The 15,039-nt window shown below is 45.6% G+C and carries 15 protein-coding genes and 1 riboswitch; of the genes, 2 read left to right on the top strand and 13 right to left on the bottom strand.

Annotated features, from left to right (window positions below; genetic code table 11):
* Window positions 1–73: 73 nt before the first annotated feature.
* The 13 genes from MKY63_RS11585 to MKY63_RS11525 all read right to left on the bottom strand — a co-directional run bounded on the left by MKY63_RS11585 (window position 74) and on the right by MKY63_RS11525 (window position 13,024).
* Window positions 74–1,087 (bottom strand): potassium channel family protein, encoded by a 1,014-nt coding sequence (locus tag MKY63_RS11585; RefSeq protein ID WP_076099735.1) that lies wholly within the window; start codon window positions 1,085–1,087, stop codon window positions 74–76.
* Between the two features lie 87 nt (window positions 1,088–1,174).
* Complete coding sequence (locus tag MKY63_RS11580; protein WP_038573772.1) at window positions 1,175–1,567, bottom strand: DUF350 domain-containing protein; 393 nt, start codon at window positions 1,565–1,567, stop codon at window positions 1,175–1,177.
* Window positions 1,564–2,157 (bottom strand): hypothetical protein, encoded by a 594-nt coding sequence (locus tag MKY63_RS11575; RefSeq protein ID WP_232061559.1) that lies wholly within the window; start codon window positions 2,155–2,157, stop codon window positions 1,564–1,566. Before MKY63_RS11575 ends, MKY63_RS11580 begins: the two co-directional genes overlap by 4 nt.
* A gap of 69 nt (window positions 2,158–2,226) precedes the next feature.
* Complete coding sequence (locus MKY63_RS11570) at window positions 2,227–3,429, bottom strand: glutathionylspermidine synthase family protein (protein ID WP_036682191.1); 1,203 nt, start codon at window positions 3,427–3,429, stop codon at window positions 2,227–2,229.
* Window positions 3,426–4,115 carry a hypothetical protein gene (locus MKY63_RS11565; RefSeq protein ID WP_036682194.1) on the bottom strand — a complete coding sequence of 230 codons (690 nt, stop codon included), beginning with the start codon at window positions 4,113–4,115 and terminating at the stop codon, window positions 3,426–3,428. The genes MKY63_RS11570 and MKY63_RS11565 overlap by 4 nt, the downstream gene beginning before the upstream one ends.
* 28 nt (window positions 4,116–4,143) lie before the next feature.
* On the bottom strand, window positions 4,144–4,362 hold the full coding sequence (locus MKY63_RS11560; protein WP_036682196.1) for a hypothetical protein: 219 nt from the start codon (window positions 4,360–4,362) through the stop codon (window positions 4,144–4,146).
* 67 nt (window positions 4,363–4,429) lie between these two features.
* The gene (locus MKY63_RS11555; RefSeq protein WP_249267650.1) at window positions 4,430–5,785 is read right to left on the bottom strand and encodes an MFS transporter; all 1,356 of its coding nucleotides are present in this window, start codon (window positions 5,783–5,785) and stop codon (window positions 4,430–4,432) included.
* 92 nt (window positions 5,786–5,877) lie between these two features.
* Window positions 5,878–6,912, bottom strand: a complete 1,035-nt coding sequence (locus MKY63_RS11550; RefSeq protein WP_076099736.1) for a sugar diacid recognition domain-containing protein — start codon at window positions 6,910–6,912, stop codon at window positions 5,878–5,880.
* Between the two features lie 109 nt (window positions 6,913–7,021).
* Entirely contained in the window at window positions 7,022–8,173 is a 1,152-nt protein-coding gene (locus MKY63_RS11545; protein ID WP_038573774.1) for a glycerate kinase, read from the bottom strand.
* Window positions 8,174–8,206: 33 nt separating this feature from the next.
* A complete protein-coding gene (locus MKY63_RS11540) occupies window positions 8,207–9,505 on the bottom strand; it encodes an SLC13 family permease (RefSeq protein ID WP_038573777.1) in 1,299 nt (432 codons plus the stop codon).
* Between the two features lie 211 nt (window positions 9,506–9,716).
* The gene (locus MKY63_RS11535) at window positions 9,717–11,036 is read right to left on the bottom strand and encodes a nucleobase:cation symporter-2 family protein (protein ID WP_036682206.1); all 1,320 of its coding nucleotides are present in this window, start codon (window positions 11,034–11,036) and stop codon (window positions 9,717–9,719) included.
* Window positions 11,030–11,644: a xanthine phosphoribosyltransferase gene (locus MKY63_RS11530; protein WP_076099816.1), complete on the bottom strand. Its 615-nt coding sequence runs from the start codon at window positions 11,642–11,644 to the stop codon at window positions 11,030–11,032. The genes MKY63_RS11535 and MKY63_RS11530 overlap by 7 nt, the downstream gene beginning before the upstream one ends.
* Before the next feature lie 168 nt (window positions 11,645–11,812).
* A riboswitch (purine riboswitch) is annotated at window positions 11,813–11,916 on the bottom strand.
* A gap of 160 nt (window positions 11,917–12,076) precedes the next feature.
* Entirely contained in the window at window positions 12,077–13,024 is a 948-nt protein-coding gene (locus tag MKY63_RS11525; RefSeq protein ID WP_076099737.1) for a sugar-binding transcriptional regulator, read from the bottom strand.
* Between the two features lie 199 nt (window positions 13,025–13,223).
* Here MKY63_RS11525 and MKY63_RS11520 point away from each other — a divergent pair, with 199 nt between their 5' ends.
* Both MKY63_RS11520 and MKY63_RS11515 read left to right on the top strand, forming a co-directional pair.
* Window positions 13,224–14,192, top strand: a complete 969-nt coding sequence (locus MKY63_RS11520) for a Gfo/Idh/MocA family oxidoreductase (RefSeq protein ID WP_076099738.1) — start codon at window positions 13,224–13,226, stop codon at window positions 14,190–14,192.
* A gap of 158 nt (window positions 14,193–14,350) precedes the next feature.
* Window positions 14,351–14,863 (top strand): hypothetical protein, encoded by a 513-nt coding sequence (locus MKY63_RS11515; protein ID WP_244886541.1) that lies wholly within the window; start codon window positions 14,351–14,353, stop codon window positions 14,861–14,863.
* Window positions 14,864–15,039: the final 176 nt, after the last annotated feature.

Below are 15,039 nucleotides of genomic sequence, written 5' to 3'. Positions count from 1 at the left end.
AACGGCAAACAAAAAGAAGCGGAATTCCGAGAAGCCCTTCTCCCGAAAATCCGCTTACTCGCTTATCTCTGACCTAACCTTTAATTCTCCGGTACGTCTCTTCATCCGAAACAATATATAATCTAGCCTCTTTAGGAATAGGCTGGCCCAGCTTGCGATTGATGCTAAGGTCACTACGATCCGAGAGTAAAGTTGCACCTTGAAGGAGCAATTCCTGAAACGCCTGCCCATAGGTCTTCCATGCACTATTCACTGGAATCTCATAAATATCATCCCCATACTGGCGGCTCAGCAGCTGCGTAATCACCTCTGAATTCCCCTCTTGTAGAGCGGATCGGACAGCCAATCTAGAAATGGCATCATGCGACAGAACGAATTCATTGACCTGAACATGCCTGAAATTCTGTATATTCTTCTCCTGCATAATTTCTACGGTAGTATGTACTTGTGGCGCTATGCGCTCAATGCTGGAGGCGATAAGCAGAGACTTCCCGTCAATTAGCGATGCTTCATCAATCCGTGTGTCTCCGAACACAATGGCTGCCCGGGCTTCGTGTATGTTAGCTTTAAGGAGAATCTCATCGCTGGAAGCATCACCGCTCACAAAGTGGACCTGTTCCATATGCTCCAGCGGATGCCGTCCTATCTCATCAATGATGACGATATGACATTTAGGTGAATAGCATAACACCTCATCTACCGCAGCTTGTGCTTTCTTACTCCAATTGATTAATATCACATGATCCTTTCCCCGGAAGCTCAATGTTCCTGCTCCTCTCCTTCTCTGCACTTCTGCAATAGAGTCAATGACCTTGCCAATAACCAAGCTGAGAAGACCAATCCCAAAAATATACAGAAACATGGTGAATAGCTTACCAACTACAGTCTCGGCAAAATAATCCCCATACCCAACGGTGGCCATCGTTGTCATGACCCAATAGAAGGCATTAAACCAGTTGTGGAATGTACTCGGTTCAAGCAGGTAAGCTATCGATGCGCTAAGAATTATAAAGATCAAAATAATCAAACCGATCGACCGTTTGCGTAAACGCATCATCCTGGTGGATATTCTCAGAAAAAAATGCATCTGCCATCCCTTCCTCACATTAATAAAGCTGCCTCTCGAGGTTATTACTGAGGGCAGCCTTATCCATGTTCATCTGCGATTTTTGAACTAAACAATCAAACTGCTGACTGCAAACGCTGTGCCGATAAACACCAAGCAGAGCATAGTGCCTACTGCCACATTGCCTTTTTCCAGATGTTCTGAAATTTTAAAGCTTGGGGTCGCCAATTCAAAAATCCAGTAAGCAGCGATGAGGCACACATAACCGACAGCAAACCAAATGATCATATGCAGAATAGAGGTATTCGTATACGCCGCTACTCCAATGATAATTGCTGTGGCGAGAAATTTGCCGCCAAGCGCTAGAGCTACAGCCACATTCCCTTTTTTCAGCTCTTCCATATCCTTGAACGGGGTCATCAAGCCAAAGATAACCATACCCAACAATTGCAGAAGAATAATCACAAATATACTGACTATCAAATTAACAACAATCGTCACTTTGCCCACCCCCGAAATTTCGCATATGCCGAGTCATAATCGGCGAAATCATGTACTTCCTCAAGGACTACGGAAGCGGTCTTTTCTTTCTCTAATGCTGCATAACGCTCATCGTCTATCGGCTGCTTGATCCGGTTGCCGGAAGGCAGCTCAAGGACGGCAAAGTTTCTTGTCTTCTCATTATATTTTGTCTTGTATACTCCTACAAGATCAACATCCGTAGTTACCGATACCTTAAGGTTGGTAAGGTCCTCTACTGCTGTTTTTTCATCGGGATACGATTTAATGGTCGTCCAGGAAGATAGGCGGACTTCATTGCGCTGGTCAGCATCTGTGATCAGCTCAGCGTCCATGAACTGCAATGTCCATATTTTATCGCCAGTAGCATAATTCTCATCATTCGGCAGCAGCTCATTATCCGGCAACACCGTCATATCGCTGCCAATTAGATCACCTACAGTACTCTCCACAACCCGGTAATCCCAAGGTACCCGTGCAACACTGTCAGAAGTTTCGGCAGTGCCTGAATCAAACACACTCCCCTGATTACTGGAACATGCACTAAGCAGCAGCACCGTTAGAAGCATCATACATAAAGCGCCGATCCGGGCCTTTACTAGTCTAGTAGACGACTTGTTTATAGCCTTACTTTTATCCAACTATCTCACTCCCAACGCGATAAAATGACTGGCATTGCCCGTAATCAGTCCGCCAGCCCGGCCGAGCAGCCCACACGGCTTCCCATTAATGACGAACATGCCTGTCAGTAAGTGGAATTCACCTTCGGCGGTGTGTATTCGGGCTAGTTCAGCTCTTTTTTGATATACAGAGGGAAAAAGCTGACTGCTATCATAACCCTCTTCGTCCTCAATTTCCAGAGTTCCACTATCGTCAAAGAGACGTACAGAACCGCCTTCGCGGCCAAATACAGATTTGGACACAAAGCTGCCAGAGAACACAGGCTTATTATAAGTCGGCAAAATATAACGTGAGATCGCCTCACGCTCTTCATTGTCAAATAATAAGCCAAGCTCATACATTCCCCACACAGCTGCAATCAATCCCTTAGACTGCAACAGGATACTGTGAGGTCCATTAAAAAGCTGAAGATTTCCCTGCTCAACGGCATAGGCAAGTGCATCTCCACCTTCGTCGACGGCCATCCACTCTTTAGGATATAGAGCAAACATCCGCTGTATCACCCGGTCCTCCCCATCCTTCAGAATGCCCTCATCGACCCACAGGTCGAGGCAATCCACACACTGAATAGTAAGTCCGCTATGTCTGACCAAGGCTTCAATCGTACCTGAATCTTCAAGATGGGACCCATAAGCAACACAAGCTGCGGTATCTGGACGTTCTATCTGCCATGCTGCGGCAAGTTGTTCCTTCATCGCATGATTTGGACTAGCCACACCCGCCTGTTCACAGATCCAAGGTGTTGCTATGGAAGCCTCCACATAACCTGTAGGTGTATCGGCATTCAGTTCCAGAAGCTTGATGGTTCCATCATGAGCTATCGCAAAATCAAACCTTGCATACCGGCTGATTAAGCCTTCTTCCGGAATAGGAGACCCATCAAGCATCTCCCAAAGAACAGGGGGAATGCCCAGTAGCTCATACAAATCGCGTTTTAGATGTATATACCGAACCGCCTTATCGAGGATAGCCCAAAGCTTTGCGGAGGCTTCCTCAAGCTCCTTGTAAATGTCGCTGCGCATCACAGCTATTGCATCCATCCAATACTCTTCTTCCTCTAGATCTGCCCAAGTGAACCCAAGCTCATACAGCGCTTGTACCCGTGGGCCCCGCTCCAGATCAGACAAATCCAGGATCTCAAACACGCTCTGCTGATCACTCATCCGCCGAAACCACTCTTGCTTGAACCTGATCTCGATGAAGATTTCGAGCCTGAGCTTGATTTAGAGTTCTTCGAAGAGTTTAAGCCACTGGAAGTGCCCCCGATTCCGGTCTTCGAAGAGGAACCCCTTCTCGTGATGGAACCCGTGGATGAGGTTGAGGTTTTAGGTTTCACTACAGAACCGGGCACCTTTTTATTCTGAAACTTTTCGCTGCTATAAGTAGGTGGTTTATAAGTGGTTCTCGTGCCTCCATAATAGGTAGGACGGTCCTTAGCCCATCCTCTGGAAGAGTAATTGGCACCGCTGTTAAACAACATGTGATACAGAAGCAAATCCGTCCAGCCAAAACCTGAATGATAACCGCCATAGTTATTCACTACAGTTGTCCCGTTTGAAGTTACTACGCCTTGGCCTTGCTCCTCTACCTCTTTCGTACCTTCTTCGGGGTAGGGAATATTCCAATCCACATTTTTATCAAAATAAGCTTTAACCTCTTCATTAGACCAAGAGACTAGCTGTGGTTCGCCCGCAGAAGTATTCGCGCTAGCCCCCGCTCCGCCAGGAATAAACATAGCATTCGCTAATAAGGCTATGCCTAGCGATGTTGATAATACACGGATGGGTTTGCCATCGGCGGTAAATAATTTTGATGCAGGCAATTCCTTATCCCTTTCTTCTTTAGCCATCGTAAGGTTCTCCTTCCCTGATGATCTTCTATCCCTCAGTGTGCATCGGAACAAGCAAAAGCTCCAGCTTGCCTTCATCCACATTCAGCCGTCCTTCAACCGCTTCATATTCCTTACTGCCCACCACTATATAATTGACATGTTCAAGTGCAGTTATCATATTCATGCTCCACGTACGCTCTTCAATTACTCGTAGATCACCCTCTGGCATTTTTTCGATTAAAACTACACTCATCCCGTTATCCATTATTACCATTCCTTCCTTATATCTGCTATAGCATCTGATACGTTTTTATCACCTTTTCGTTTCAGTTCTAAGCTTGTATAGATTGCCCAGTATTACTTTTGGAATAAGAACGTCTGTATAAAAGGAGAACTCCTAACGAACACAAGCTGACAAGAAGCAACAGTCCGTATACATGCTCATATGCTTTTGCCGGCGCAAGATCACGCTGAGCATGCAGCAACAGCCCACAGACCGCAACAGATACAGAACCTCCAAAGAACTGAATCAGTTGTAAAAGCCCCATACCTGAACCAATCCAAGTTCGCGGAAGAACCCGAGAAGCTTCATTATTTAAGGATGCCATTGTCGCCGAGAAGGCAGGAGAGAAGCAAAGATAACCAAGCAGAAGAACTACAGGAGATACAGAAAGGTTCAGCGCAAATGCAGCCATAACAGCGGCAAGGATACAATGTCCTATGATTAAGAAGCGCAAGTTGCCATACCGGTCAATAAAACGTCCAACAAAACGGGTAAGAAATGCGGATAATAACGCACCAGGTGCGATAAACAAACCAATCATCAACGCCGATTTACCAAATAGATTAGCGAGCACAAGCGGCATCAGGAACAAATTCCCCAAGTTCAGCACCAGAATACAAAAGCCTATGGTAACTAGCTTCAAGTATCCCGGCATTTTTAGCAGCTGCGGGTTAATAAAGGATTCCTTCGCCTTCTTCAAATACCAAGCGTGCACGATAATAGATACTATGCCCACTGCTAACCATACCAGAGATTGGGTAGTTACGGCTACCAGCAGACTTGCCGCATTTACAACGGTCAACGCCGCCCCAATAACATCAAAGCTTGCAGGCTGAGGCTGTTCCTTAGGTAATAACCGCAGCAGCACTGGCAATACAACAAGCACAAGGCAAGTAATTCCGAATAACCCATTCCAGCCAAAATACTGACTGATGACGCCACCGAAAATAGGGCCCAACCCAAAGGCCATTGCACTCCCTGCGGAGATCATGGCGATAGCCGCACCACGTCTTTCAATAGGCACATAACGGCTGGCCAGTACGAGACCCAATCCAGCCATCGCACCCGCGCCGGCAGATTGTACTATTCTCGTTATCAATAATGTATTAAAGTCATGCGCAAATAATCCAAACACTGAGGCTAACCCAAGAGTAATTAAGCCAACGGTCAAAAGTCTCCGAATCGGCACCACGTCTGATAAGCGGCTATAAATAACCGTCGATAAAGCATATCCTATCGAATAGCTCGAAATTACCCATGAACCTAGATCAGCAGAAATTTGGAGATCCTGAATAATGGTTGGAAGTGATACATTAAACATCGTTGTGTTCATCACTACGATAAAAAGGCACATGGTCCATAATGGCATGACTACTTTATCATTCATTACTACTTTATCATTCATTCCTATCCATCCCTGTCCTAATTTATCTATACAAGCTTATCTAAGTTTATGCCTATAAAATCAGGATGGCAATTGGAATAGGGGGATTTAAATTACTTCCGCCACATCAATCCGCACAACAATTCAAACAACTCCATGTAGTTGCGTGGATTTTTGCCCGTCAATGTATGAATGCGATTAAGCCGGTAGTTCAGTGTATTTCGGTGAATATTCAGCTTCTGTACAGTACGATTATGGTCCCCATTCTCAGCAATAAATACTTGCAGCGTTTCAATCAGGCCTGTCTTATCGCCCGACTGATCCAGCAGAGCATAAATCGTTCCGGGCCGTTCAGCACCGTCATAAGAGAGATGAATCAAGAATTTTAGTTCCTCATAAGTGTACAGTTTCTTGAGCGGGTCGACTCTGCTGCCAACACTAATCGCCGCCTGGGCCTGTTCAAGTGAATAAGCAGCTAACTCCGCCGCTTCGCCAGAACCTATTCGCCCCACATTCGTACATGAATTTAGTTTTCCTATAAGCTCTTTATAAAGAAAAGCATCCGTTATGAAAAAAACCGCCTTATCATTCTCCAAATTCCAATAATGTGGATAAGACCTAAATACATTTTTGAATTCTTTGCCGTTCACATCGCCTTCCACAAGGATCGCCCAGCATTTTTTCTTAAGATCAAGCCCATAGCTGCCTGCCCGTTCCAAAAACTCAAGATCATATGCTTCTTTACGATAAGACAATTCATGATAAAATTTCACACGTTTTACTCGCTCATCCTGTTCCAGCTTGTTCCTTGCTTCCTGCTCAATAAGTAATATAGTAGTGACTCTGACCAGCTTACTAAACGGCCTAACCTCATCTGGATGTCCCGTAATACCTACCACACCCAAAACTTTATGATCTATAATAATGGGTTCATTCACCCCCGGCTTCATGCCGCTGCCATCCTCGTACACTTCAAAGACATGACCACTTTGAATGGCTATTCTCGCTCCCTCATGTAAGGTTCCGACCCGTTTCAGATCTCCGCTCCCCACAATAAACCCGCTCTCATCCATAACATTAATGTTATAAGGAACTACGCTCATCATTTCTTGTGCTATTTGTCCTGCGAGTGTTTTCGATATCTTCATGTCTGTACCTCCTGTTCCTTTATATTCTACTCAGAAAGCTTCTACCTTAAAAAAGAAAAAAGGGGCTGACTCCGTTCAGTCAGCCCCTTTATCACTTTGTATAATTCAATCAGCTTCCTTGGTTCAGCATGACTAACCTAGCTACATTCTCAGCCGTTCTTTCCAGGTTCTCTTGCCCTTTATTCAAAGCATCCTCCAATGAAGCTGCGCCTGGCATAATGCCAAAAATAGCATCGATCCCTTTATCATACAGCACTTCCGTCTGATCGCCGATCCGTCCCGCGAAGGCCAGTACGGGTTTATTATATTTCTTAGCTACCTCAGCAACGCCAAGCGGGGTCTTGCCATATTGGGTCTGGAAATCGATGCTTCCTTCCCCGGTCCACACCATGTCCGCCTGCTGCACCTTTTCTTCAAGTCCAGTATAGTCGATCACAAGCTCAATGCCCTTTTTTAATATTCCGTTTAAGAACACTACCAGTCCTGCCCCAAGTCCACCCGCTGCACCAGCACCAGGCATATCTATAATATCGAAACCCAGTTGCTCTTTGATGACACTCGCATAATGATGCAGATTGCTGTCCAGCTGTTTGATCATATCCGACGTAGCCCCTTTTTGCGGACCAAATACATTGGAAGCTCCGGTCGGACCACATAATGGATTCGTAACGTCGCAGGCCACTTCAACCTGTACATCCTTCAGGCGAGGGTCAAATCCACTCAGATCAACACGGGCTAATCTGCCAAGCTCACCACCACCAAATAACAGCTCATTGCCTTCGGCATCCAGCAGTCTGCCGCCTAATGCCTGCACCATCCCGGCGCCTCCGTCATTGGTGGCACTGCCACCTATGCCAATCAGCAGCTTGCTGACCCCACGATCCAGACATGCTTTGATTAATTGTCCTGTCCCGTAGGTGGTTGTAATCAACGGGTTACGTGTCTCAGGGGATACCAGCTGAATGCCACTCGCACTAGCCATTTCCAGCACCCCTGTCAGCCCGTCTCCTGTGATTCCGTAGGATGCGCTAACTTCATTGCCCAGTGGCCCTTTAACTTTTGTTATATATACTGTACCTTCCGTTGCATCGACCAAGGACTGCATCGTTCCTTCGCCGCCATCTGCCATGGGTACATGAATACAAGTAATATTAGAATTTACTTTATGAATGCCTTTTTCCATGGCTTCACAAGCTTCTTTGGCTGTCATGCTTTCCTTGAAAGAATCCGGTGCCAATACGATGACAAAGTCTTTATTCATAGAATATCCGTCCCTTCTAGTTGCAAATATAAATTATAGGATGAAGCCGTATAATATAGTGGCGACGATAGCCATCGTCAGACCCACGAGACTTTCATAAGGAATCAGTGACATCCGGTCCTTGATGTTCATCTTAACGGAATCTGCGGTCACGTGGAAGAAGTTACCATGTGGCAGATGGTCAATAACTGTAGCACCGGTGTGCACCATAATTGCTGCATTTAGCGGCGCTGTGCCCATCGAAAGAATAGCGGGACCAAATGATCCGGCAGCCACGATAGAAGCCGTAGAGGTTGATGCTGTAGCAGCCGCCATCAGGATTCCTGCAATTGGAGCAAGGAACGTTCCGGAAATCCCCATAGCCGTTATTGCATCTACAACAGTAGCGCTCAGATCCGATTTCGAGATAATACCAGCGATAGCACCAGCACCAATCAGGATAATGGCTGTACCTGTCATTTTATTTAACCCTGAGGTTGTAAAAGAAATGATGTTCTTCGTTTGTTTCATAGCAATCAATCCAATAATGCCGGCAAGAGGCAAGATGATCATAGAATCGACTTTAAATGATTTCAGCAATTCGATATTTAGAATATTTCCGATTGGGTTAATGGCTAGAAGCAAAATAGCGACAACTGGAGCGACGATAGCACGGCCAAAGCTAGGTTTAACCTTAGTGCTGTCTTCCTCTTTAGTTACAACGTCGCCCTCTGCAATTTTTACACCTTTGTTGACTAACAGATTAGCAATAATAACAGTGACAATCAGACCCGCAACGGCTGGGATGAATCCATGAATCATGACCTGAGCCAAATCTACATCAAAGCCTTTAGCTACGGCAATGGTGTTCGGGTTCGGTGAAATAATGTTACCGGCTTTACCGCCACCGACCAGTGCGAGCAGCAAAGCGGTTTTGGAAATGCCGATCTTCTTACCTACGGACAAAGCGATTGGAGCGACAATAATGATAGCAACTGTGATGAATACGCCCACTGCTGTAATTATCATAGTAGCCAGCGCTATAGATAATAACGCTTTCTTTTCACCAAGCTTATCTACTATGGTCTCGGCCATTCGTTCGGCTGCCCCAGATTCAATCAATACCCCCGCCAGCACACCTGCCGCGAGTACACGTACAACTGCACCCATAACGCTATTCGTTCCGTCGATGATATATTGTACTGTCTCTGCAATGGATGCCCCGCCTAATATTCCTCCAGCAATCGCGCCTAAAAAGAGTGCGTAGACCGGGTTAACCTTTTTGAAAATCAATACGACGGCCAGAATCAATCCCGCAATTGCGCCCATCCAGTTAATTACTGTGCCTTCCATCTCTAGTTGCCCCCTAGTATAAGAATTTGACACTATACAGTGTGTAATTTGATAACGCTTTCTAAACTGAGTATACTGCGCTTACAAACCCAATAATATTGACGGGACAACCTATTTTTTTGTGCATATGCACAAGCTATGAGCATGAGAAAAAGACCAAGCTTAGGTATCAGCACACCAGAGCTTGGTCTTTTAACATGAATTAGGCGTATTAAGAAACTTGGGTTTCTTTCGTTAGAACAGGGGCAGCAGGATCTTCTGCCAGAACATTATCCTTTGTCTTCGAGAGGAAGATATTCAGTACAATCGCTGTAAGGGAACCGGATACGATACCGTTTTGCAGCAGCATCCGGGCGAATTCAGGCAATTGATCGAACATCGCAGGTACAGTTGCCGAACCCAAACCAACAGCGATACTACAAGCGGCAATCAGCAGATTACCATCCTTACGCAGATCTACCTCTGACAGAATCGACATCCCGGAAACAGCAACCGATCCGAACATCACGATCATCGCTCCACCCAGTACGGCATTGGGAATAACCGTTGTCAGAGCCGCCAATTTAGGCAGTAATCCAAGCACAACCATAATCCCGCCTGCTGCAAAAATAACATTCCGGGTTTTGACCCGAGTCAGCGAGACCAATCCTACATTTTGCGAAAATGCTGTGTACGGAAATGCATTAAAGATCCCGCCCAGCATAATCGCCAAACCTTCCGAACGTAGCCCGTTTACGATCTGCTTTTGTTCCACTTTCTGATCCGTTACTTTACCAATCGCAAAGTAAACGCCTGTGGACTCCACCATACTAACAATATTAACAATGATCATAGTGAAAATAGCCGTAAGATTGAACTGAGGCCATCCGAAGTAGAAAGGCTGTGCAACACTTACCCAAGAGGCTTCACCTACTGTAGAGAAACTAACAATGCCCATTCCATAAGCAATAATTGTACCCACTAAAAGACCTATCAAGACAGAGACCGAGCGAAGAAATCCTGTAGTAAAACGGTTAACCGCTAAAATGACCAGCAGCGTGATCAGTGCAAGCAACAAATTGCGGGGATTCCCAAAATCAGCGCTGCCTTCTCCGCCAGCTACGCTATTCATAGCTACAGGAATAAGAGATAACCCAATAATGGTCACGACTGAGCCCGTTACTATCGTTGGGAAAAACCTCAGCAGCTTCCCGTAAAGGGGGGCCGCCAGTACCACGAATAGACCAGATAAAATAATTGCTCCGTACACCGTTGCCAAATTGTTGGCACTGCCGATAGCGATAATCGGCCCTACTGCCGTAAAGGTACATCCAAGAATAACCGGCAGCCTGCTGCCAAAATACTTAGTGCCCATAATCTGCAGCAAAGTAGCTAACCCGCAAGTAAACAAATCAGCTGCGATAAGATAGGCCATTTGGGTGGCATTCAGGTTCAGCGCGTTCCCTACGATCAGCGGAACAACAACTGCTCCGGCATACATCGCCAGTACATGCTGAAATCCTAACGCAAATACTTTTTTCTTGCTTAACATCTCGCACTCTCCTTGATTGGCTCTTTTGAACTTTCATTATCAATGAAGTGAACTTCACCTGGTGACATAGATGTGATCCGGGCTAAAGCATGGACTTCTATCCCTCTATCCTCGAGTAGACTCCGGCCTTCTTGGAAGCATTTTTCAATCACACAACCAACGCCAAGGAGCTCAGCGCCAGCCTCTTGCACGATATCAACCAATCCAACAAGAGCAGCACCAGTAGCCAAAAAGTCATCTACAATAAGCACCTTATCGCTTGGTCCGATATATTTTTGCGAGACACTAACCATATAATCCTCTTTGCGTGTAAAAGAATGTACCGGCGCGGAATAGACCGCTTCAGATAAGGTCACTGCTTTCTTTTTCTTCGCATATACAAACGGTACGCCTAAGGCGATGGCCGTAGCCATGGCGAATTGAATGCCACTTGCTTCAATAGTGATGATCTTAGTGATAGGTAAATGTCCAAACAACCGCTTGAACTCCTGTCCAATTTGTAAGGCAAGCTCCGTATCCACCTGATGATTCAGAAATGAATCTACCTTTAGTACCGTATCTGATAAAATAAGACCCTCTTGTCTGATGCGCTCTTGAAGTACCTTCATAGTAAACTTGATCTCTCCTTCTGAATTAAAAACAAAAAAAGGACAAATCCCTTGAGTCGTTTCTCTCAAGTGAATTTGTCCTTCTGGGTTTTTGTCCCTTAGTGGTGTAACACTGCATAGTGTCCGCATCGCTCGGTCCAGTCCTTCCATAGTCAGGAAGCGGAACCCTAGATGCGCTATTTCACTCATAGTCGGATAATTACAGTGGTTATCCGGTAGAAACTTATGGGCCATATTCCCAAGATTATATGAGTTGATAAGCAAATATAAGGATAATGTATAATGTGAAACTTATATTTTTATAAATGTTCGATATGAATACCTTGTATATCTTACACGCTCTGTCTGGTGCTTACAAGCAAAATTTTAAGCAATTTGCATGCCATTTTCAGGTTATTTTCACGAAATTCAATTGTTTACATTTAGTAGTTGTTACTCCAATATCTTCTGCGCCGTTTCTTGGGTCGTTACAAGTACATTCATATAACCGCCATTTAGCGCACCACAGATCCCTGTAACCTTCTCAAGTGACTCCGCTACACCAATCGAATACCGAGCTTGCTTGATCTGCTCCAGCTCAATAGTCAGCGTTCGATCCGATATTCCGGTATGCACGGGAATCCCGTTGCCATCATAGAATCGTGAACAGATATCACCAGCGACCTTTCCATTCTCCAGCTCAGCAATCACTGCATCACCATAAAATCCGCGCCACGCCTCTTCCCCTTTCATTTCCGGTGATCCGATGCCGAACACAGCGATATCCAGATGGTCCCACGCCTTGGCAATGGTCTGATAATACTGCGAATTCATCAGTTGATCTCTAGTTTCCTTTTGCTCCGTGATCGCTGGAACATCAATCATTAACGAGCGCGCACCCCATTTCAGGGCAGCTTGATAGCAGATGTTATTTACATGGTACCCGCTCTCCATCTTTCCTGATGGGCCGCCGACCGTAGGTACACAGGTTACAAAAGGTCTCTGGGCTTGTGTTAGGCTTTCTACAACGGCAGCTAAGCTGCTTCCCCAAGAAAACCCAATCGTATCTTTCGGCTGAAGCACTTGCTCGAGCCATCTCGCACAGGCTTGTCCTATAGCTTTGCGTTTAATCGTACTGGACTGTGCAGGGTCTACCTCCACAACAATGGCTTCCCGTAGCCCGAACCGCTCCTTCAGCTCCTGCTCCAATGTAAAATGATCGCCAGTATCGTAATTAATAGTTATTGTAACGATACCTTCTTCACGTACCCTCTTTAGCATCCTGCTGATGGTGGTACGATATATACCAAGTTTGCTAGAGATTTCACTCTGCGTTAAATTCTGTTCATAATACATTTGTGCTATTTTAATGAGCAGCTTCTTATCTTCTTTTCGATCCATGTTACAACGCCCCCGCTATATTCAACAGTTTGACGGATTTAGAACCCCCCGCTATACTGTAGACGATTGTTTTGCACATTTATTATTATATTGCACAAATGTGCTTAATATCAAAACTTTTATGGAGATGAATGGTTCAGATGGAATCAAGGTTATCTCTAAATAAAAACAAACAATCCAAACAGGTGAGGTGCTGGAAATGAATCCCTTAAAGTGGGCAATTGTAGGTCCGGGAAGTATAGCTGCCGAATTTGCGGCTGCGCTGAATGAAACGGGGGAAACATTGTATGCGGTTGGATCGCGGAGCTTAGAGAAAGCACAACAATTCGCTAATCAATATGGAGCCACGAAAGCTTATGGCAGTTACAGTGAAATGCTGCAGGATCCCGCAATTGATGTAGTGTACATCTCTACGCCACATAGCAATCATTATGAATACATCATTGAAAGCTTACAGAATAACAAACATGTTCTCTGCGAAAAAGCAATCACAGTGAACAGCAAACAACTTCAAGAGGTCACCCTACTTGCCGCTGAAAAGGATCTGGTTGTGGCCGAAGCTATGACCATCTACCATATGCCACTGTATAAAAAACTGCGGCAGCTCATTGAGGATGGCATCATCGGGCGCCTCAAAATGGTGCAGGTCTCCTTTGGCAGCCATAAAGAATATGATGTGAACAACCGTTTCTTCAGCAAAGATCTGGCGGGCGGAGCCCTGCTGGATATTGGGACGTATGCGTTGTCCTTCACAAGATTCTTCCTGTCCAAACAGCCCCATGAGATTCTTACTACGGTAAAACGATTCGAGACAGGAGTGGACGAGCAATCCGGCATTATTCTTAACAATGCTGCAGATGAAATGGCGGTAATCTCCCTTACAATGCGCTCTAAAATGCCTAAACGGGGTGTGGTTGCAGGAGAACTAGGCTTTATTACCGTGGACAATTTCCCGCGGGCCAGCAAAGCCACCATTCAATATTTGGATGGCACAGTAGAGACGATTGAGGCTGGAGATACAGCCAAGGCTTTACAATACGAGATTGAAGATATGCGGCGGTATATTGCAGATAAAAGCCATAAAGAGACCCTCGACCTCTCCTTGGATGTCATGGACATTATGAGCAATGTCCGGGATCAATGGGGGATCAAATATAGCTTTGAATAAATAAACCGATTATTAGGCAGCAACTTAGGCAAATGATTGTTTTTCGAGGTGGTCCGCCCGTATTCATCACTTAATCCCCCCATCTGCATTAATGTTAATGAAGTCAAAGTATGGGAGAGTGAATATGGGTGGCCTATAAAAGAGACCGGATCGTTGTCATTATTCAAAAAGGAAAACGGCGCATAATTACAAGGACCCCACTCCACGGAGTGGACAGATTAATCTTTGTCATCAACAATCAATATACGAACGCCCCCAACACTACACAAATTGCAAGCGGTGCAGGACGCAGCAGCGCAAGCGGCAATAATGCCGCCATTGCTTCTCCCTATACACGCCAACAACAAAGTGTCGGCGCAGGCGGTGATGCGACTAACCTAGGCAGTGGGGGCAACAAACGCGGCAAAGCTAAGCCCCTCTTATTATATCCGTATCGCAAAGAAGTTGTGGTCGTTATCAATACCCAGACGGTTAAACTGCCTAAACGGAGCCAGAATGCCTCCGCAACTCAGGTAGCAAGCGGAGGCGGAACGTTCAGCACCGGTGGAACAAACTCCGCTATTGAAAGTCCAGGAACAAGACAGCAACAGGCGGTTGGTGGAGGATCGGGTGGGCACGCCACTAACAAAGGCACAACTAAACGGCGCCACCTCAAACAACGGTCTCGTTAACCCTTTCGGGACTATATAACAAGTATAGCAAAAAGCATGGGCAAACCCGACGAGATCAGGGCGCCCATGCTTTTTTTGGGTTTGGTGAGTTGCGTTACAGGTACTTTTTAGTACCTATAGCACTTTAAAGTACGTACTATACTTAATGGACATATCTCTTCATAATAGCACTTACC

Source organism: Paenibacillus sp. FSL R7-0189, from assembly GCF_037969925.1.
Taxonomy (GTDB): Bacteria; Bacillota; Bacilli; order Paenibacillales; family Paenibacillaceae; genus Paenibacillus_AQ; species Paenibacillus_AQ odorifer.
This window is presented reverse-complemented; position numbering and strand designations above follow the sequence as displayed.

Coding starts and splice junctions, on each gene's coding strand:
- MKY63_RS11520 (WP_076099738.1), top strand. CDS start 13,224: ATGAATCCCTTAAAGTGGGCAATTGTAGGTCCGGGAAGTATAGCTGCC.
- MKY63_RS11575 (WP_232061559.1), bottom strand. CDS start 2,157: ATGATGCTTCTAACGGTGCTGCTGCTTAGTGCATGTTCCAGTAATCAG.
- MKY63_RS11560 (WP_036682196.1), bottom strand. CDS start 4,362: ATGGATAACGGGATGAGTGTAGTTTTAATCGAAAAAATGCCAGAGGGT.
- MKY63_RS11535 (WP_036682206.1), bottom strand. CDS start 11,036: ATGTTAAGCAAGAAAAAAGTATTTGCGTTAGGATTTCAGCATGTACTG.
- MKY63_RS11570 (WP_036682191.1), bottom strand. CDS start 3,429: ATGAGTGATCAGCAGAGCGTGTTTGAGATCCTGGATTTGTCTGATCTG.
- MKY63_RS11555 (WP_249267650.1), bottom strand. CDS start 5,785: ATGAATGATAAAGTAGTAATGAATGATAAAGTAGTCATGCCATTATGG.
- MKY63_RS11525 (WP_076099737.1), bottom strand. CDS start 13,024: ATGGATCGAAAAGAAGATAAGAAGCTGCTCATTAAAATAGCACAAATG.
- MKY63_RS11565 (WP_036682194.1), bottom strand. CDS start 4,115: ATGGCTAAAGAAGAAAGGGATAAGGAATTGCCTGCATCAAAATTATTT.
- MKY63_RS11545 (WP_038573774.1), bottom strand. CDS start 8,173: ATGAATAAAGACTTTGTCATCGTATTGGCACCGGATTCTTTCAAGGAA.
- MKY63_RS11540 (WP_038573777.1), bottom strand. CDS start 9,505: ATGGAAGGCACAGTAATTAACTGGATGGGCGCAATTGCGGGATTGATT.
- MKY63_RS11530 (WP_076099816.1), bottom strand. CDS start 11,644: ATGAAGGTACTTCAAGAGCGCATCAGACAAGAGGGTCTTATTTTATCA.
- MKY63_RS11550 (WP_076099736.1), bottom strand. CDS start 6,912: ATGAAGATATCGAAAACACTCGCAGGACAAATAGCACAAGAAATGATG.
- MKY63_RS11585 (WP_076099735.1), bottom strand. CDS start 1,087: ATGCATTTTTTTCTGAGAATATCCACCAGGATGATGCGTTTACGCAAA.